This window comes from Hoyosella subflava DQS3-9A1 (genome assembly GCF_000214175.1).
Classification (GTDB): domain Bacteria; phylum Actinomycetota; class Actinomycetes; order Mycobacteriales; family Mycobacteriaceae; genus Hoyosella; species Hoyosella subflava.
On sequence record NC_015564.1, the window covers coordinates 929198 to 946488 of the forward strand.

15 protein-coding genes and 1 pseudogene are annotated in these 17291 nt (G+C 63.6%); 7 read left to right on the forward strand and 9 right to left on the reverse strand.

Translation table 11 applies throughout. The features are described from left to right. Positions 1 to 57: 57 nt before the first annotated feature. The 6 genes from AS9A_RS04385 to AS9A_RS04410 all read left to right on the forward strand — a co-directional run bounded on the left by AS9A_RS04385 (position 58) and on the right by AS9A_RS04410 (position 6150). A complete protein-coding gene (locus tag AS9A_RS04385) occupies positions 58 to 1113 on the forward strand; it encodes an acyl-CoA dehydrogenase family protein (protein ID WP_013805706.1) in 1056 nt (351 codons plus the stop codon). Between the two features lie 2 nt (positions 1114 to 1115). Then, positions 1116 to 2270: an acyl-CoA dehydrogenase family protein gene (locus AS9A_RS04390; RefSeq protein ID WP_041450863.1), complete on the forward strand. Its 1155-nt coding sequence runs from the start codon at positions 1116 to 1118 to the stop codon at positions 2268 to 2270. After that, on the forward strand, positions 2267 to 3193 hold the full coding sequence (locus tag AS9A_RS04395; RefSeq protein WP_041450864.1) for a bifunctional MaoC family dehydratase N-terminal/OB-fold nucleic acid binding domain-containing protein: 927 nt from the start codon (positions 2267 to 2269) through the stop codon (positions 3191 to 3193). Before AS9A_RS04390 ends, AS9A_RS04395 begins: the two co-directional genes overlap by 4 nt. Beyond that, the gene (locus AS9A_RS04400; protein WP_013805710.1) at positions 3190 to 3621 is read left to right on the forward strand and encodes a MaoC family dehydratase; all 432 of its coding nucleotides are present in this window, start codon (positions 3190 to 3192) and stop codon (positions 3619 to 3621) included. The genes AS9A_RS04395 and AS9A_RS04400 overlap by 4 nt, the downstream gene beginning before the upstream one ends. Beyond that, positions 3618 to 4784, forward strand: a complete 1167-nt coding sequence (locus tag AS9A_RS04405; protein ID WP_013805711.1) for a lipid-transfer protein — start codon at positions 3618 to 3620, stop codon at positions 4782 to 4784. The genes AS9A_RS04400 and AS9A_RS04405 overlap by 4 nt, the downstream gene beginning before the upstream one ends. An 88-nt stretch (positions 4785 to 4872) precedes the next feature. After that, the gene (locus tag AS9A_RS04410) at positions 4873 to 6150 is read left to right on the forward strand and encodes an MFS transporter (RefSeq protein WP_202798185.1); all 1278 of its coding nucleotides are present in this window, start codon (positions 4873 to 4875) and stop codon (positions 6148 to 6150) included. Between the two features lie 77 nt (positions 6151 to 6227). Here the strand turns inward: AS9A_RS04410 and AS9A_RS24940 are convergent. From AS9A_RS24940 to AS9A_RS04430, 5 genes and pseudogenes are all read right to left on the reverse strand, one after another. After that, positions 6228 to 6806, reverse strand: a pseudogene (locus AS9A_RS24940) (hypothetical protein); the annotation flags it as partial. 186 nt (positions 6807 to 6992) lie between these two features. Further along, entirely contained in the window at positions 6993 to 8501 is a 1509-nt protein-coding gene (locus AS9A_RS04415; protein WP_013805713.1) for an HNH endonuclease signature motif containing protein, read from the reverse strand. A gap of 63 nt (positions 8502 to 8564) precedes the next feature. Then, positions 8565 to 11261 (reverse strand): helix-turn-helix transcriptional regulator, encoded by a 2697-nt coding sequence (locus AS9A_RS04420; protein WP_013805714.1) that lies wholly within the window; start codon positions 11259 to 11261, stop codon positions 8565 to 8567. A gap of 10 nt (positions 11262 to 11271) precedes the next feature. Continuing rightward, positions 11272 to 11913 carry a DsbA family oxidoreductase gene (locus AS9A_RS04425; protein ID WP_013805715.1) on the reverse strand — a complete coding sequence of 214 codons (642 nt, stop codon included), beginning with the start codon at positions 11911 to 11913 and terminating at the stop codon, positions 11272 to 11274. Next, positions 11882 to 12457: an NADPH-dependent FMN reductase gene (locus AS9A_RS04430; protein WP_013805716.1), complete on the reverse strand. Its 576-nt coding sequence runs from the start codon at positions 12455 to 12457 to the stop codon at positions 11882 to 11884. Before AS9A_RS04430 ends, AS9A_RS04425 begins: the two co-directional genes overlap by 32 nt. 169 nt (positions 12458 to 12626) lie before the next feature. Between AS9A_RS04430 and AS9A_RS04435 the strand changes: the two genes are divergently transcribed. Next, a complete protein-coding gene (locus tag AS9A_RS04435; RefSeq protein ID WP_013805718.1) occupies positions 12627 to 14006 on the forward strand; it encodes an MFS transporter in 1380 nt (459 codons plus the stop codon). 96 nt (positions 14007 to 14102) lie between these two features. On the opposite strand, the gene AS9A_RS04440 is transcribed toward AS9A_RS04435, so the two are convergent. The 4 genes from AS9A_RS04440 to AS9A_RS24525 are packed head-to-tail and all read right to left on the reverse strand — an operon-like array spanning position 14103 to position 17291. Next, the gene (locus AS9A_RS04440) at positions 14103 to 14960 is read right to left on the reverse strand and encodes a MaoC/PaaZ C-terminal domain-containing protein (protein WP_013805719.1); all 858 of its coding nucleotides are present in this window, start codon (positions 14958 to 14960) and stop codon (positions 14103 to 14105) included. 4 nt (positions 14961 to 14964) lie between these two features. Further along, on the reverse strand, positions 14965 to 15840 hold the full coding sequence (locus tag AS9A_RS04445) for an LLM class F420-dependent oxidoreductase (protein ID WP_041450866.1): 876 nt from the start codon (positions 15838 to 15840) through the stop codon (positions 14965 to 14967). 13 nt (positions 15841 to 15853) lie between these two features. Beyond that, a complete protein-coding gene (locus tag AS9A_RS04450; protein WP_013805721.1) occupies positions 15854 to 16933 on the reverse strand; it encodes a ferredoxin--NADP reductase in 1080 nt (359 codons plus the stop codon). Then, positions 16920 to 17291: a hypothetical protein gene (locus tag AS9A_RS24525; RefSeq protein WP_013805722.1), complete on the reverse strand. Its 372-nt coding sequence runs from the start codon at positions 17289 to 17291 to the stop codon at positions 16920 to 16922. The genes AS9A_RS04450 and AS9A_RS24525 overlap by 14 nt, the downstream gene beginning before the upstream one ends.

Here is a 17291-nt window from a genome sequence, read left to right on the forward strand (position 1 = left end):
TACTAGAACGTGTTACACTTTTGCAGTAGCCGAACCGGTGTGAAACGGAGCTGGTACGTGGACTTTGATCTCGATGACATCCAGCGGGACATCCTTGGGCTGACCGAGGCAGTGCTGCAGAAGGCTCACGGGGAAGGCATTGCCCCTGCTGAAGCCGGAGACTTCGATGACGCGCTCTGGGCATCGCTCGCCAAATCGGGGCTCCTCTCGCTCGCGATGCCGACAGACCTCGGAGGTGATGGCCTGGGAATCGCTGAACTCAGTGTCGTCCTCTCCGCAGTGGGCAAGTCCGGCGCGCGCGTTCCCGCTCTTTCGACCCTCGCAATGGGGGTGCTGCCGCTATGCGCTTTCGGGACCCGCGAACAGAAGGCGGAGATATTGCCTGACGTGGCGGCCGGCAACGCCGTTCTCACCGCGGAATTGCCCGGAGCGTTGAGCGTGCACGCGACGCGCGAAGATCAATGGTTATTGAATGGACGCACCGCTGCTGTCTTGTATGCGCAGCAGGCGCGGCGTGTTCTCGTGCCAGCACAAGTCGGTGAACGGTCCGGTGTTTTCCTCGTGGACCCGCACGGCACGGGTGTTTCGTTGCACCGGGTGCCCTCGTCGTCAGGTGCCCCCGAGTACATCATGCGGTTCGTGAACGCGACCGCCGAGGTACTCGGTGCAGATGTGTCGACTGACGCCGTCGAATGGCTTCGCGGCGCCGGAACCCTCGGTGCCGTAGCTGTTGGCTGCGGCGCACTAGCGGGGGCCCTGGAGCTCACCACCCACCACATCGGCACGCGAGCGCAATTCGGTAAGCCGCTCGCGACATTTCAGGCTGTCGCACAGCAGATCGCCGATGTCTACATAGCGGCGCGCACTGCGGATCTGGCGCTGAAAGCAGCAACCTGGCGCCTTGCATCTGGGCTTGCCGCTGACGACGATCTCACGATCGCCGCCTACTGGCTCATCGCCGAAGGTCTGCCTGCGCTGCGTACCTGTCACCACCTGCACGGTGGCGTTGGCGTCGACATGTCATACCCACTGCACCGGCACTATTCCGTCCTCAAAGACGTGGCCCGGATGCTCGGCGGCGCCGAGCAGCAGCGTGAAAGATTGGGGGTCTAGCCGTGCACATCGACCTCACAGAGAGTCAGCGCGAGTTGCAAGCCACCCTGCGCGATTACTTCACGCACCTGGTGACTGCGGATGAGCGCGCCGAGATGCGCGTGGAACGCCACGGTCCGGTGTTCCGGAATATCGTTCGCCGGATGGGGCAGGACGGATGGCTAGGCGTGGGCTGGCCACGAGAGTTCGGCGGCCATGGATTCGGCGCCATCGAACAGCACATCTTTGTTGACGAAGCCACCCGCGCCGACGTGCAATTGCCTTCCGTCACCCTGCAGACTGTGGGCCCCACCCTGCAGACATACGGAACCGAGGAACAAAAGCAACGCTTCTTGCCGAAGATCCTCGCGGGCGAAGTGCACTTCGCAATCGGATACACGGAACCTGAAGCGGGCACCGACCTTGCCGCACTGCGCACCACCGCAGTACTAGATGGTGACTACTACATCGTTAACGGTCAGAAGATCTTCACCACGGGCGCGCACGACGCCGACTACATCTGGCTGGCTGTTCGGACTGACCCGAAAGCGCCCAAACACAAAGGTATCTCGATCCTCATCGTTGATACCAGCGACCCGGGCTTCAGCTGGACACCGATCATCACGTGCGACGGTGCGCATCACGTCAACGCGACGTACTACAACGACGTTCGGGTGCCGAGCTCCATGCTCGTGGGCGAGGAAAACAAGGGCTGGAAGCTCATCACCACCCAGCTGAATCACGAGAGGGTCATGCTTGGTCCCGCCGGACGTATCGGGGCGGTGTATGACCGGGTTCGCGAGTGGGCGCACAGTAATGACCTTGTGCAGCATTCGGATGTTCGCGCCGCGCTCGCGAGAACCAAGGCGGCCCTGCGTATCAACGAACTTCTTAATTGGCAGGTCGCAGCAGCCGATGCATCCCAGGCAGTCGACGTCGCAGATGCGTCTGCAACGAAAGTCTTTGGTTCCGAGCAGATTCAGAAGATCGGTGCGTCACTGGAGGAAATCGTCGCGCGCTACGGCAACTTCGACGACCCCGCGACTGTGGAACTCGCCGAGTGGCTCGACATCACCGCGAAACGAAACCTTGTGCTGACCTTCGGAGGTGGCGTGAACGAAATTCAGCGAGAACTGATCGCCACGATGGGACTTGGTCTGCCCCGGGTGATTCGATGACTGACATTCGAGAAACAGCAAAAAGAATTGCGGCGCAAGGCAGTTCTACACCCGTGGCTGCCCGGGACCCCGTCAACCAGGCAATGATCAACAACTGGGTCGAAGCCATCGGCGACAACAATCCCGTTTACACCGACCCCGATTTCGCCGCGGCGTCGATCCACGGCGGGGTCGTTGCACCGCCAGCGATGGCGCAAGTGTGGACGATGCGGGGCCTGCACGGGAAACGCAACGCCGACGATCCACTCGGGGCGATGCTCGCCGCTCTCGACAAAGAAGGTTTCACCTCCGTCGTTGGTACGAACACGGAGCAGACCTATCACCGTTACCTGCGTCCGGGTGAGCGTGTTACGGCATCAACGAAACTGCGAGACATCAATGGTCCCAAGGAGACAGCGCTCGGTCCAGGCTGGTTCGTCACCACTGTGACCACGTGGTCAGTAGGAGAAGAGCCAGTGGCGGAGATGGTGTTTCGTGTCCTGAAGTTCCGCCCCAAGAGCTCAGCGCGGATCATCGATGCGCCTGAGTACGCGGCCAGCGTGCTCAGACCGGTGATCTCGCGTGACACCGCGTTCTTCTGGGAAGGAACGAAAAAAGGCGAGCTGCGCATACAACGATGGGGCGACGAACTGCGGCACCCGCCCGGCGCGGTCGCACCGAACGGTGACCTCGAGGCCACCCCGGACTACATCGTGGCCCGTGGCACTGGAACGGTGTACAGCTTTGTCGTCCACCACCATCCGAAAGTGCCCGGGAAAAAGACCCCGTTCGTGGTGGCGCTCGTCGAACTCGACGAGGGAGTCCGTGTCCTCGGTGAGCTCATCAACGTCGCTCCGGAAGACGTCAAAATCGGCGGGAGCGTCCGAGCCGTGTTCCTCCGCATCGACGACGACGTGACCCTGCCAGCGTGGGAGGTGGCATGAAAACCCTGACGGCAGCGGAGATCTCCATCGGAATGGAGCTGCCCGAACTAGTTGTCGACGCGACACCTACGTTCATCATCAGCACTGCCATCGCGACGCGTGACTTCGAAGACGTGCATCACGACCGTGACGCTGCAGTCGCGCGCGGCACCAAAGACATCTTCCTGAACATCCTCACCGACAACGGCCTCGTACAAAGGTATGTCACGGACTGGGCTGGCCCTGAGGCGCTGGTCCGTTCCATCAATATCCGGTTGGGTGTTCCGTGCTATGCGAATGACACGCTGACGTTCAGCGGACGAGTGGCCGAGGAGACCGTCGTCGGCCGGGAGTCGCGCTTTGTGATCGAGGTCAGAGCCAGAGACAGCCTCGGCGATCACATCACTGGGACGGTCCAGATCGCCGTGCCGCAAGGAGATGGTCAATGACGATTGCGAACAAAGCCGCGATCGTGGGAATCGGTGCGACAGAATTCTCGAAGGACTCCGGTCGCAGCGAATTGCGGCTCGCCGTCGAGTGCATCCGGTCCGCCGTTGACGATGCAGGTCTGGCGCCCGCTGATGTAGACGGGCTCGTCACGTTCACGATGGACAGCAACGCCGAGATCGCGGTCGCTCGCGAACTCGGTATCCCCGAACTGACGTTCTTCAGCCGAATCCACTACGGCGGCGGCGCCGCAGCAGCAACAGTGCAACAGGCCGCGATGGCCGTCGCGACCGGAGTCGCCAAAGTCGTCGTTGTGTACCGGGCATTCAACGAGCGCTCGGGCGTCCGCTTCGGCCAGGTGTCCTCCGTTGCCGCAGGTCAGGTGAACACGTCGGGAGTGGACAACAGCTTTCACTACCCAATGGGGATCGCGACGCCGGCAGCCACCGTCGCGATGGGAGCACGCCGGTACATGCACGAGTACGGTGCCACCAGTGAGGACTTCGGAAGGATCGCCGTAGTCGACCGGAAGCACGCAGCGTCCAATCCGAACGCCTGGTTCTACGGCAAGCCGATCACTTTGGAGGAGCATCAGGCGTCGCGGTGGGTCGCGGAACCGCTGCACCTGCTGGACTGCTGTCAAGAATCCGATGGTGGGGTTGCGCTCGTGGTGACCACCACTGAGCGCGCACGTGATCTGCCGAGAGTGCCCGTGCGCGTCGCCGCGGCGGCCCAGGGCAGCGGCCACGATCAGTACATCATGACCAGTTACTACCGTGACACCATTAGCGGTTTGCCCGAAATGGGCGTGGTGGCGCGACAACTGTGGGAGCAGTCCGCAATCAGCCCAGGGGACGTCGATGTTGCCGTCCTGTACGACCACTTCACACCGTATGTGCTCATGCAATTGGAAGAGCTCGGATTCTGTGGCCGTGGGGAAGCGCGGGATTTCATCAGCGGCGACACTCTTGAACTACACGGCTCGCTGCCGCTCAACCCGCACGGTGGTCAACTAGGCGAGGCCTACATTCATGGAATGAACGGGATCGCCGAGGCCGTCCGGCAGTTGCGGGGGACTGCCGTCAACCAGGTGGACTCAGTGGAGCATGTGCTGGTGACGGCAGGAACCGGAGTTCCCACCAGCGGGCTGGTGCTGCGCACCTAGCGCGATCGTTGCGCGCACCTAGCGTGGCCTTGCGCGATCGTTGCGCGGCCACCACATTTCTGGGTCAGCCACCACTGCCGTGGACAGTGTGGCCGACACAAAAGTGTGGTGGCTGGCGTACGATTTCACGGCAATGGGTGAGGCGGATCGCAACGCAGAGCAGGGCCAGTCCGGCGCACGGCGGGAAGTTTCCTCGGGTCCGGTGTGGACCGCGCCAGGTATGCCTGCTCTGCTCGTGATGACCGCATTCGGTTTCAGCGGCCACGCATTGCTCTTTCCTACCGTGCCGCTGTGGGTGGTCACGACGGGCGGGAACGCAGCAGGAGCAGGTGCCGTCAATGCACTGCTCATGTTGTGCACTGTGCTGACACAGGTATTGGTGCCGTTCGCGCTCCGCCGCATCGGCTGGAACATCACGTGGAAACTCGGCATGGTGTTTCTCGGTGTGCCGTCCCTGCTGCACCTGCTCCCGCTGAGTTTTGCGGGTGCGCTCGCGCTTGCGGTACCGCGCGGTTTCGGGTTCGGAGTGCTCACTGTCTGCGGTGCCATCGCTGTTGCTGAACTCGTTCACCCAGCACGCCGTGGCAAAGCTATCGGTGCCTATGGCCTCGCAATCGCCGCGCCACAAGCCATCCTGATCCCGGCGGCGCCCTGGGTTGCCGACAACATCGGCTTCGCCCTCGTCTTCGTGGCCGGCGCATGCCCATTGATTGGATGGTTCCTGGCTGGCCCTGTCGCGCGACATGTGACCTCCACCAGCCGCGAGGCCGACGACAGGACTACGCACGGGACACGCCGGCGGGTGCGGATCCCGATCCAGATGTTCGGTCCCATGCTGATACTCCTTGCAGTGACTGCGGCCGGTGGCGCCCTGTTGACGTTCACGCCGCAAATGACGCCGAACCCCACGCTCGTTTTCACCAGCCTGCTCACGTTCACAGTCATCTCCGCCTTGAGCCGCTGGCTCATCGGAGCATTCGCAGACCGTTACGGGACACGGCTGTTCGTTACGCCGCTGATAGGGCTCACAGCCGCGGGACTGTCGCTCATTGCCTGGGCAGTGCAGGGGAGTGGTGCACTGCAGTCGGCAGGGCTGATTGTTGGGATGGCGATTGTCGGAATCTCCTACGGGGCACTGCAGAACCTCACCCTCCTTGACACTTTCGCCGCCGCTGGTCGCAAAAGGTATGGGATGGCGAGCGCGGTGTGGAATATCGGATTCGATGCGGGGACTGGTATTGGGGCCTTGCTAATCGGCATCGTCGCAGCACAGGCGACTTTCTCTGTGGCGATGCTTGCCGCGGCACTGCTCTCGATTCTCACCTTGCCGCTGGCGGTAGCGAGTGCTCGAAGGCGTCGGCAATGACGCGGTGGTTCACGCAACAGCGACGTCAGCAGAATCAAAGAACCGCCCGATCGTTGCCGCGTCCGGTCGAACTGCTTCGCGGCGGCGTAACGGAACTGGCTCGGCAATTCTGGTGCGAGTTCGACAACCAAACCGGCTTGCAGGGTAGCCATGCGGAACAAATGGTCGTGCACGTGTGCCGCACCACAGCCTGAGCACCACGGCGTGAGGTGGCTGTTAACCAGTGGGGTGACCCTGCTGCTGAGCTCACCTTTCGTTGGACGTGAGACGTCGGCGATGACGTTCCGCATCGCGGACGCGACCTCGTCCAGTGCAGCTGGAAAGCCAAGGCCATTGTCGCTCAGTTCTGATGCGAATGGTCCGATGGACTGCCTTGCAAGATCACGAGCTTCGGTCGTGCGCAGCGCAGATGCGTAGAGCGGCAAATCAGCCGTGTCGTGGAGATGGAGTGCTCCGCGTACCGAGTGAAAGAGCACTGTCTCCGAACTGGGCGCCCTGCCGGTTCGCAGCTCGAATGCGAGACCCGCGCTGCGCCCGGGCGGATAGTCTTGCAGGCCTGTTCGCAGGGCTACCGTCCCGGTTCCGCTGGCGTTTAGGTCATGGACGTGGGCGCGGTAGGCGAGTGCCTGAGCTCGCGTAATAGCGCCCGCAGTCACGATGCTGCCTCCACTGCTCAATCTAGGACGAGACCCGTGGGTGGGTCCCTATGTCGCCCGAGGTACTTACCCCAGTTTGCATTGAAAGCCTGCTTGCTCCCCAGTAGTCGGGCCCGCTGTTTTTTGGGTGTGGGTGTGTGCCCGGCGGGTGGGGTGTTTCCGGCCGGGTTGTGGGGTGTGTTGGTGTTAGAAGGGTGGTTCGGTGCTGGTGGTGGTGTTGTTGTGGCAGCGGGTGGCGTGGTTGATGCCGCGTTCGGTGCGGGCGCGGGCGGCGCGGTGTTGGGTGCGGGTGCGGGTTTTTTTCGGTAGTCCCGCGGGTTCTGTGTTCGGGCTGGGGAACGCGGGTGGTGTGCCGGTGAGCAGTTCGACGGGCCCGGATTGGTAGAGGGTGTAGGTGAGTCCGCTGGGTGCGTGCAGCACCATGGTGCGGTCGCCGCTGGGGGTGAAGGTCCAGCCGCAGAAGGTTTTGATCCGGTGATGGCCGCGGCACAGCGGGCCCAGGTTCGCCGCGACCGTGCGGCCCCCGGCTTCCGGGTCGGTGTGGTTGAACGGATCGTTATGGTCGAGGTCGCAGTCCCATGCCGCCCGGTCACAGTGCGGCCATTGACAGGTGCCGTGCTCGGCGCGGGACCGGTCCGCGACCTGCAGGCGGGGCCGGTACGTCAGCGCCGCGTCGTCCTGGCAGGCCGGGGCAGACGGGACCGGATCGCCTGGCACAGGCGGATCAGCCGGACCTGCGGGGTGTGTCTGGCTGGGGGTGAGGGGGCGGATGATCGCGTGGGCGGCGATCTCGCGGGCGAGGGCGCTGTCGATGATGCCGTACCCGTCGAGATACGCCGGGGTGTTCTGGTCCTGCCCGGTCAGTGCGGTGTCGGTGAGGATGACGTGCACGACCGGTTTCCGGCGGGCAGGCAGCGCACCGCGCTGGGTGCAGCCGGTGCTGCCGCACCGGCACGCCAGGCGGGGCTCACCATGGACCAGCGCGGTCAGCGCGTCCGCGCGGCGCACCGGGAACGGGCGCGGGTCCTGCGCGCAGACCTCTTTCGCCATTTCCGTGACCCGCGCATCAAGGAACCGTCCCTCGTCCGCGCGCAGACTGGCCAGCACATGCACCATCCCGTCCTCCGCGGCGGAGACCTCCACATACCGTTCGTCCTGCGCGCGCTGGCGCCGCACCCGGATCCCGTCCGGATCCACCGCGGTGATCACCCGGTCCGCGAGATCCCGTAACCGCCGCCCCGACGCGGTACCACCCCTGGCCAGCACCCGCGCCAGGATCTGCTCCTCAACCGCCCCGATCGCGGTCCCGGTCACATTCCGGGTCGCGACCTCGACCTGACGGGCCTGATACACCGACACCAGCCCCGCCGCGACCGCTTCCCGGAACCGCGGCAGCCGCGCGGCGAGCGCGTCCCCGAAATTCACCACATCCCCGGCCGCGCGGCGGCTGAGCCCCAGCGCGGCACCGATCTCCGCTTCCGCCTGCTCATACGCATCCAGCACCCACCCGCCCTGCTCGTCCTCCCGCGCCCGGTACCGGCGGAACAACTCCGCGGCAGCCGCGTACTTCCGCTCCGCGACCACCGACTCCAGCCGATGCCACACCCCCGCCGCCGCGATCACCCCCGCATCATCAAGCTCCCCGAAATCCTGCACCCCGACACCATCCAGCGCCCCCACCAGCAAATCGAACATACGAACGAACCTACCCACCACCCCTGACAAAAACAGACACACCAGACGGAGGTGACTTATCGGTCAACCCAGCTCCGGCACCGTGGCCAGTTCTCCACGCGACGTGACACCGAGCTTTGGGTATGCCTTGTACAGGTGGTAACCGACCGTGCGCGGGCTCAGGAACAGCTGCCCGGCGATGTCCCGGTTGCTGAGCCCTGTAGCAGCGAGGCGAACGACCTGACGCTCCTGCGGGGTGAGTGTGCTGGTCTTATCGTCGCCAGGCTGGCTCTCGATCCGCCCACCAGCGGCACGCAATTCGGCGTTCGCGCGCTCCTGCCAGGGGTTCGCGCGCATCCGCGCGAAGGTGTCAGCTGCTCGGCGCAGGTACACGCGCGCTTCTGTCGTCTGACGCTGGCGTCGCAGCCATTCACCGTAAAGCAGGTTGGTGCGCGCATACTCAAACGGCGGTCCGGGGGAGGTGTGCAATCGGACTGACTGTGCGTAGTAAACGCCAGCCGCAGAGTCAGCCGCGGTCAGTGCGCGGCACCGCAGCGCGGCGGATTCGGCCCATGGCTGGTTCAGTCGCAGCGCCCAGGCGTCGAACCACTCGAGCGCCTCGATGGCAGAAGTGTTGTCACCCAACCTCATTGCGGCTTCTATCAGGTCTGGGAGGCTCGCGATCGCGCCCTGCCGTCCCGCGCCGCTCATCATCGTTTGGAGGGTGGTGAACGCGTTTTCGTAGCGGCCGAGGCCGAGGTCCAAGAGGCTCCGCGCACCTAGAGCGTGCATATTTCCTGGTGCGATATTGCGGCTTAACGGTTCCTCGGTGTTGCGAATGCATGCTTCTACGTCCCCACGGATTGCTGCGATGTGTCCCAACACATTCGACACGTACAGACCGTGACGCCGGGCCCCGATATCTCGTGAAATCGTGGCGGCTTCCTCGGCGCTGGCCTGAGCGTCGTCAAGCTGCCCGAGGATGAGCTGCGTCCGCGCCAGCAGAGGCAAAGCTGCAGCGAGCATTCCCGCCGCGCTATCGCCTCGAGCACGCGACTCGACCATCTGCGCGAGGTCGTGCGCATCGTGAAACCTTCCACGCAGCAGCTGCCACCATCCGATTTCGAGTAGTTCGGTTGTTTCGCCGCAGCCATCAAGCATGTTTACGAGCGTGGCTAGCGGATCCTCGCTTTCGCTGGCAACGAAGGTGTGCTGAGAGTTGAACGCGCTGGCGAGCGCCGTGACAGCACCTGAGTTAGGTAGGTGCATGTCTATAGCGCGTTCCGCTATCCGCGCAAGGACATCGAGATCTCCAGCGTTGGCAGCCGAGCGGGCAGCTCGAAATAGCAGGTGGCCAGCGAATTCGCCGTCCAGCGGCGCGACTGTCACAGCAGCGTCGGAAAGCAGCCGGTGTGCCAGCTTTGGCTGGTCTTGGTCATCGAGGACTGAAGCACGCACTATAGCAATGTCGGCGAGCTGCAGCGGATCTTGCGCATAGTCGGCGGCCTGTTCGGCTAACCGTTCGGCGCGCTCGAATTGCCCGGCAGATGCGGCGCTCTGGGCGCTCAGGGTGAACCGCTCTGCACGCTGACGCGTGTCGATGGTCAGTTCCGCGGCACGTTCGAGCATCTGCGATGTTGCAGCGTTGTGCTGAAGTTTCCCTCTGGGTTGCGCAGCTTCCGCGAGCACCGTGGCGACGTGGTCATCGGGTTTCGTGGCGGCGGCCGCGAGATGCCACGCATAGTGACAATGGTCGCCCAATGCTTGGTGCGCGCTCGCTAGTGCCCGATGACTGTCGGTTCTGGTCGTGATGGGGGCCGCATAGTAGGCGGCTGCGCGCAGCAGTGGGTGCCGGAATTCGACGCGGTCATCGCGCACGAAAATAATGTCAGCTTTCTCAGCTGGTGCAAGGTCCGATGGGGAATTGCCAAGCTCACTGATAGCGGCAAGGACCACCGAAGCCCGGCTCGTGTCATCCGATGCAACGACGGCGAGTGCAGTCTGCGTGGCGGCTGGGAGGGCACGGATGCGTTCTGCGAAAGCGCTTTTCAGGCGGAGGAAGCGTGAGGAGGGTTCCGCATCAGCGTTCGCGGGAAGTTCCAGGAGGGCAAGCGGGTTTCCGCGCGCATCGGCGATCAGGGTTTCGCGTTGCTCGGGCGTGAGTGAAGCTTTACGACGGTCCAGCAGTGCTGCGGCGGCTTCGGCGGCCAGTGGACTCAGTGTTAGTTCTGGGAGACCATCGGCAGGGAACTCGGGTGCGTCACCTTCTCGTACCCCGAAGACGAGCGCGATCGGTTCGGCTCTGAGTCGGCGGACGGCGAAAAGCAAGGCCTCAGCGGAACTTTGATCCAGCCAGTGCGCATCATCGATGACGCACAGCAGCGGACGCTCTTCGGCGACATCCGACAACAGAGTCAGTAAGGCGAGCCCCACAAGGAACCGATCGCTGGCTGCTCGCCCGTCATCATTGTGGCCCCCGGCTTCGGCAGTCCCCAAGACCGCGCGAAGCGCATTCGCTTGCGGAGCGGGCAGTCCGCCAATGCCCGCACGCAAGGGATGTACAAGCATGTGCAGGGCTGCGAATGGGATCGCGTTCTCCGACTTCACACAAGCGGCACGGACCGTGCGGACGTCTGGATTGGCCGCGGCGAGCTCGTCCAGCAGAGCGGACTTCCCGATACCCGCCTCGCCCCGCAACACAACGACCGAGCTGCGCCCGAGCCGTGCCTGCTCCACGTACGTTTGGAGTTCAGCGAATTCGGTATCGCGGCCCACGAGCATGGTTTCCACCTTACGCAGCTGACCCTGTTATCCCGGTCAGGGCGGCGTGCAGCGCCATCTCGGACTGGGCACCAATCACCCATTCGCCACCGTCGAACCGGAGCGCCGGAATCGAGCGAAGTCCCTCTCGCTGCACGCTACGGAGCTCCGCACGCACAGTCGCATCCCGTACGATCTGCCACCGGACGCCGGTTGCTTCTGCAAGCCGACGCAACACGGCCGGGTCTGCGATGTTCAGTTCGTCGGTGTGGTGCGCTCGAAAAAGCCGCTCCACAATGCGCTCGCCGTGGCCTTGCGCCTGGGCGAGATGAGTCAAGCGGTGCGCATCGAAGGTATTGGACCACACCGCGTTGGTGTGTCTGAACTGCAAGCCGTCCGCTTCGGCGAGTGACTCGATGCCTGCGATCGCATCATCGGTGTCGTCGCCGAATGACCGGCGCAGGACATCGCGTTTTGGCTCCCCGGTCCCCGACGCTTCGGGGGCTAGCTGGAATGGCCGGAAGATAAGTTCCGCTGTTCCTCCGGCCGCGCGGTACCGCGCCAGTGAATGCTGCAGACGGTGAAAGGTGAAGTAGGACCAGACGCAAGGGAAGTCGAAAACAAACTCGACGCGCATGATGTCAGCCGCCGTACGGGGCCCGGGCGCGGGCATCCTTGAGCGCTCCACCCCACCAGGACAGCTGATCAAGCATGCCTTTGGCGGCGTGCGCGCACGATTCCCCATCATGCGGCAGGCCCTCCTCGTCGAACTTGTCCCAGTACGAGTGGAAACTGATCGTGTCGCGGACTGTCGTTGCGTGGACTTCGGTGAAAACTGTGCGCAAATGCTCGACTGCACGCAGACCGCCACCCATGCCCCCGTATGACACGAAGCCAACCGGCTTGGCTTGCCACTCGTCGCGGTACCAGTCGATCGCAACTTTGAGTGATGCTGGGTAGCTGTGGTTGTACTCGGGGGTGACGATGACGAAGGCGTCAGCCTCGGCGAGACGGGGTGCTAGCGCGGTGACCTCGGCTGGCTCCGGAGCGCCGAAATCGGTGATCGTAGTGGGCAGTTGAGCATCAACAAGGTCGATGACGTCGATCTCAAAGTCGCTGTGTGAGCGCGCTTGCTGCGCGAACCAGTGGGCCGCGGTCGGGCCGAAACGGCCGTCGCGGGTGCTTCCGACGATGACGGCCAGTCGAAGTGCAGACATGTGGTGTCTCCTTGGTGTGGTGAGTATCTTCCTGTGTCTTCGACGCTATTGCTCGCCACGTCGTGCGGCATCTGTCACATGACTGGGTTTATGCCAGTCACTGACGTGGCTGGTACCTACAGTCATGTGACAGATTCGGGCGTGTTCGCGCGGAAATAGCGTCATTCGTATGACGACTTCAGTTGCCTCTCACGCGGCTCACGGCAGTACGCGCACCTCCTGGCCACCGATCATCGCTGTGGCACTTGCGATGCTGATCGTGACTTCAGAAATCAGCATCGCGGCGGTCGCGCTTCCAGCGCTAGGAGCAGATCTCGGTGTGACACCGGCGGCGGCCGCATGGGTACTCCTCGCGTTTGCGCTTCCTATGGGGGCCATGGCGATACCTGCGGGCCGCTGGGCTGATCGGGCGGACCCTCGCACGCTGTTTCTCATATCCATGGTGGGGACAGGGGTGATGAGTGTCGTCGCCGCTGCCGCACCAGCCATGTGGGTGCTCCTGGTCGCGCGGTTCTTGCAAGGTCTGTTCGGCGGCCTCGTCCTTGTTGTGTACATGCCGATCGTGGTCGAGAGTGCGCGCGAAGAATTGCGCGGCCGCGCTGTCTCGGTGATCGTCACGATCATGACGGCCGGCGGCATGGCCGGAGCGGCGATCGGTGGGGTAGCGGCCGGGGCTTTCGGATGGCGGTCGGTTTTCCTCCTGAAGCTTCCATTGCTCATTCCAGTGCTGATACTTGCCGTCCGGTCGCTGCCCCGTGCCGACCGGGGGCTCCCTGCACCAGGACGGACTCTGGTTATGGAAGCGCTCCTGCTGGGCGGCGCGGTGAGTGCAGTACTACTCGCATTCAATGGGGTAGCGGAAAGGCCTGTGCTCGCAGGGGCGCTCGTCGTTGCGGCCGTAATCCTGACGCTGATGTGGAAGCGCCAGCCAGCCTCGGCGGCCATCATTCAGCTGATGCGGCAGCGTGCGTTCGGGTTCACAATCGCTGGACTGTTCTTCCTGGGTTTCAACGTCGCGTTGATGGTGTTCCTGGTTCCGTATTTCGTCGCCGACGTTCTTGCGCTTGGGCCGGAAGTTGTGGGCATGCTGATGCTGATCGAGATCGCGGCCATGTCACTTGTGTCGCCGCTCGCTGGGTGGCTCGCGGACCGTCACGGCGAGCTCGTGATCGCAGCGATCGGCGCTGCCCTGACGGTCGGCGCGACACTCATCATGGTCACGTTAGGTGAGGGCGCAACAACTTTCGACCTTGCTTGGCAGCTTGCGCTGATGGGCATCGGATTCGGTCTGTTCAACACACCGGTGATCGCTGCGATTATGGCTGCCGCGCCAGCCGGTGCGACCGGTACTGCGGGTGGCATCAGCGGCACCACCCGAATGATGGCGTCGACAATCGCTCCAGCGGTGGCCGCGCTCGCCTGGACGTTGGCGGACGGTGGAGTGGCGGGGTTCCGCGCCGGGGTGCTGGTGCTTGTCGTTGTCCAGGCGCTGGGGTTCGTTGCGCTGCTGGCGGCGCGGGGGCGAGGCGCAGCCACCACGCGCGCTTGATCCGGAGCGAGTACTGACTGCCCACCTCTCAGCGACACCGCACTGTCGCTGAGAGGTGGGCAATTAGTCTTCTGATTCGCGCCCCCAAGCGGCCGTTCAGACCCGCTGAAGTACCGCGTCGGCAAGGACCGGTGCGCTGCGCTCCACTGACTCGGTGCTCACGATGAACTTCCCGTCAAGTTCCCAGATCTTCGTGCGCAGCGTCTCGCCCGGCAGCACGATCCCCGCGAATCGCGCCGACCACGAGCGCACCAGCGTGGGATCGCCGTCGAGTACCGCGTCCGTCACGGCCTTCGCAACGACCCCGTAAGTGCAGAGACCATGCAAGATGGGCTGATCGAACCCCGCTGCCTGGGCGAAGTCAGGATCAGCGTGCAGTGGGTTGCGGTCACCGCATAACCGGTACAGAAGGGCCTGCTGCGGAAGTGTCGCTGTGGAGACCGTGACGTCTGGTTCGCGATCAGGCAGGTCAATCCGCTCTGACGGGCCCCGGTCACCGCCGAACCCTCCCTCGCCGCGCGCGAATATGCGCGATTGCGCCGTCCAGAGCGGTTCGCCGTCCTCACTGGTGACATCGGTTTCCTGCACGATCACTGCGGCTTTGCCCTTGTCGAACACGTCTGTGATGCGGCTGCTGGCAGTGGCTTTCCCTGCGACGGGGAGCGGCCGGTGAGCCGTGACGGACTGGCTGCCGTGGACCACTTTCGCGAGATCGATTTCGATGCCGGGGAACGACACCCGGGGCGGCTCTGAGGCGCGCATTGTGGCTGCCACCGTTGCGAAGGTGGGAAGTACCCGCAGATCCTTCTCGTAGGCGTACCGCAGTTCGCGCGAGTCGAGCGGATCCGCGCCCGCTCCGATGCCCAGGTGGTACAGCAGGACGTCGCTGGATTCCCAGGAGAACGACGTTTGGCCAAGTTCGGCGCCGACGGCCACGGACGGATCGATAGGCACGAAATCATGCTCCTTCTTCGTTGATGCGGGAGTCGAGACCCAGTTTCCCAGCGAGACGCTGCAGATAGGCCAGAACGTCATCAGCGCTGCGGTCAGGCATCCCGAAAAGGACTTCGCTGACCCCGAGGTCTGACCATCGGGCGAGGAGGTCCTGCTGTGGCTTTCCTGCTAGTGCGATGACGTGCGGCCGCCCTTGCCGCCCGGCCTCGCGCCACAATGCGTTCAGCAGCTGAACCTGATCGGCGATGTCGGTTCCTTCGGCTGGGGTGGTGATCCAGCCATCCGCGGAACGACTAATCCACCGGAAGTTCTTCTCAGTTCCTGCAGCGCCAACCAGAACGGGAACTCGGGGCTGCTGCATCGGTTTCGGCCACGCCCAGGCGGGCGCGAACTTCACGAACTCGCCGTCATAGCTCGCCTCATCCTCAGACCAGAGAGCCTGCATCGCTTCGAGATACTCGCGCAGCATTGTCCGGCGCCGTCCTCGTGGCACGCCGTGGTCGGTCATCTCGTCGATGTTCCAGCCGAAACCGACGCCCAAAGTCACACGGCCCCCAGACAAGTGATCGGCTGAAGCAATCGTTTTAGCCAGCGCGATGGGGTCGTGCTCGACAGGCAACGCCACCGCGGTACCAAGCCTGATCCGATGTGTGACTGCAGCCGCTGTAGCGAGGGCGACCCACGGATCGAGAGTGCGCATGTACCTGTCATCGGGCAGTTCGGTGCCGCCGGTCGAAGGGTGCACTGCTTCGCGGCGTACCGGCATGTGCGTGTGTTCGGGGACGTAGAAGGCGTGGAATCCGAGTTCCTCAGCCGCCTGAGCGGCTGCTACTGGAGTGATGCCGCGGTCGCTGGTGAACAGCACGACGCTGTATTTCATGAGGTCCGCTCGCTTATTCGTAGCTCACGGCAACGTCGTCCGTAACAGGAAGCGACTGGCAGGCAAGCACAATACCGTCATTCAGATCCTCCGGTTCGAGAACTTCGTTGTGAAGCATTTTGACGTCACCAGAAACGATGCGGCATGCACACGCGCTGCATGCGCCCTCGCGGCAGGAGTAGGGGGCGTCGAGGCCCTTCTCGAGGAGAAAGTCGAGCAGCTTCTTGTTGCGAGGCCAGGAAAACGCATGCTGCTCGCCGTCCAGATCGACTTTGAGCGACGCCGGTTCGGCGGTGCTCGCCGCATCATCCGATTCGGATTCGGGCACGTCCTCGACTTCGAAGGGGTTGCGCGATAGGGAAATGAACTTTTCGATATGGACACGCTTGCGTTCGACGTTGAGGCTGGCGAGTGCAGCGGACGCCGCGTCCATGAACGCGCCGGGGCCACAGATGAATACGTTACGGTCTGCCCAGGGCTGGGCTAGTCCAGCCAGCTGTTCGCCCGTGGGCAGCCCCTGAACGGTTTCCAGCCAGTGCAGCACAGTCAGACGGTCAGGGTGCGCGGCGGATAGCTGGGTCAGTTCGGAGGCGAAGATGACGGACTGTTCGTCGCGGTTGGCGTAGATCAGGGTGAGGCGTCCGGTTCCTCTCGCGAGGACTGATTTCAGGATCGACATGATTGGCGTGATCCCGCTGCCGCCAGCGAATAGCAACAGGTCATTGTCGAGCGACTTGGGTGTGAAGACCCCGGCTGGGGGCAGCACATCGATCGCCATACCCTCAGTAGCGTTGTCGCACAGCCAGTTCGAGCCATAGCCGTCGCGAACTCGTTTGACGGTGACTTTTAGCGGCCCGTCTTCATGCGGAGCTGAGGAGAGTGAGTAACAGCGGCCCACTGATCCGGTCCGATCGCTCGGTACTCGCAGCGTGAGGAATTGTCCGGGCCGGTACCGGAAGCGGTCCGCAAGATCACCGGGCACTTCGAGCTCGAAGGAGCGAGCATCATGTGTCTCGGCAATAATGCGGGACACGTGCAACCTGCAGAATTCAGCGTCCGGCAGGTCCGGTTCTGGCAGGTCATTCGCGGTCATCTGTACCCACCTTGAGCTTGCCGTCGGTTACCGCCTGCGCAATGCTGGCCGCGAGGCGTTCACACGTGTCGAACAATGCGGTGCGGCCACCACCAGCGAGGCGTTCCGCGTAGATGGGGCATGACTCGGCTGGGCTGGTCGTCCACTGGATGCTGGTGTGTTTCGGGCTGTGTTTCTTGACCAGCACTCCGGTGCCGCATGAGGAGCACTGCAGTGGCACGAGCCCGCCCGTGAGGAACTCGGCCCGGTCGGTGAGAGTCTCAGGCCGCCCCGCGGGTGCCCCGAACGTGGTGCACCCACCGGGCGCAGTGGAGTTCTTTCTGGCCGCGTTTTTCTTCGACGCGTTCTCACCCGGCAT

What these genes read in the sequence shown, in the direction of transcription:
- AS9A_RS04405 (WP_013805711.1), top strand. Translation starts at nt 3,618, where the DNA reads ATGACGATTGCGAACAAAGCCGCGATCGTGGGAATCGGTGCGACAGAA.
- AS9A_RS04450 (WP_013805721.1), bottom strand. Translation starts at nt 16,933, where the DNA reads ATGACCGCGAATGACCTGCCAGAACCGGACCTGCCGGACGCTGAATTC.
- AS9A_RS04425 (WP_013805715.1), bottom strand. Translation starts at nt 11,913, where the DNA reads ATGCCCGCGCCCGGGCCCCGTACGGCGGCTGACATCATGCGCGTCGAG.
- AS9A_RS24525 (WP_013805722.1), bottom strand. Translation starts at nt 17,291, where the DNA reads ATGCCGGGTGAGAACGCGTCGAAGAAAAACGCGGCCAGAAAGAACTCC.
- AS9A_RS04415 (WP_013805713.1), bottom strand. Translation starts at nt 8,501, where the DNA reads ATGTTCGATTTGCTGGTGGGGGCGCTGGATGGTGTCGGGGTGCAGGAT.
- AS9A_RS04395 (WP_041450864.1), top strand. Translation starts at nt 2,267, where the DNA reads ATGACTGACATTCGAGAAACAGCAAAAAGAATTGCGGCGCAAGGCAGT.
- AS9A_RS04445 (WP_041450866.1), bottom strand. Translation starts at nt 15,840, where the DNA reads ATGAAATACAGCGTCGTGCTGTTCACCAGCGACCGCGGCATCACTCCA.
- AS9A_RS04400 (WP_013805710.1), top strand. Translation starts at nt 3,190, where the DNA reads ATGAAAACCCTGACGGCAGCGGAGATCTCCATCGGAATGGAGCTGCCC.
- AS9A_RS04435 (WP_013805718.1), top strand. Translation starts at nt 12,627, where the DNA reads ATGACGACTTCAGTTGCCTCTCACGCGGCTCACGGCAGTACGCGCACC.
- AS9A_RS04430 (WP_013805716.1), bottom strand. Translation starts at nt 12,457, where the DNA reads ATGTCTGCACTTCGACTGGCCGTCATCGTCGGAAGCACCCGCGACGGC.
- AS9A_RS04420 (WP_013805714.1), bottom strand. Translation starts at nt 11,261, where the DNA reads ATGCTCGTGGGCCGCGATACCGAATTCGCTGAACTCCAAACGTACGTG.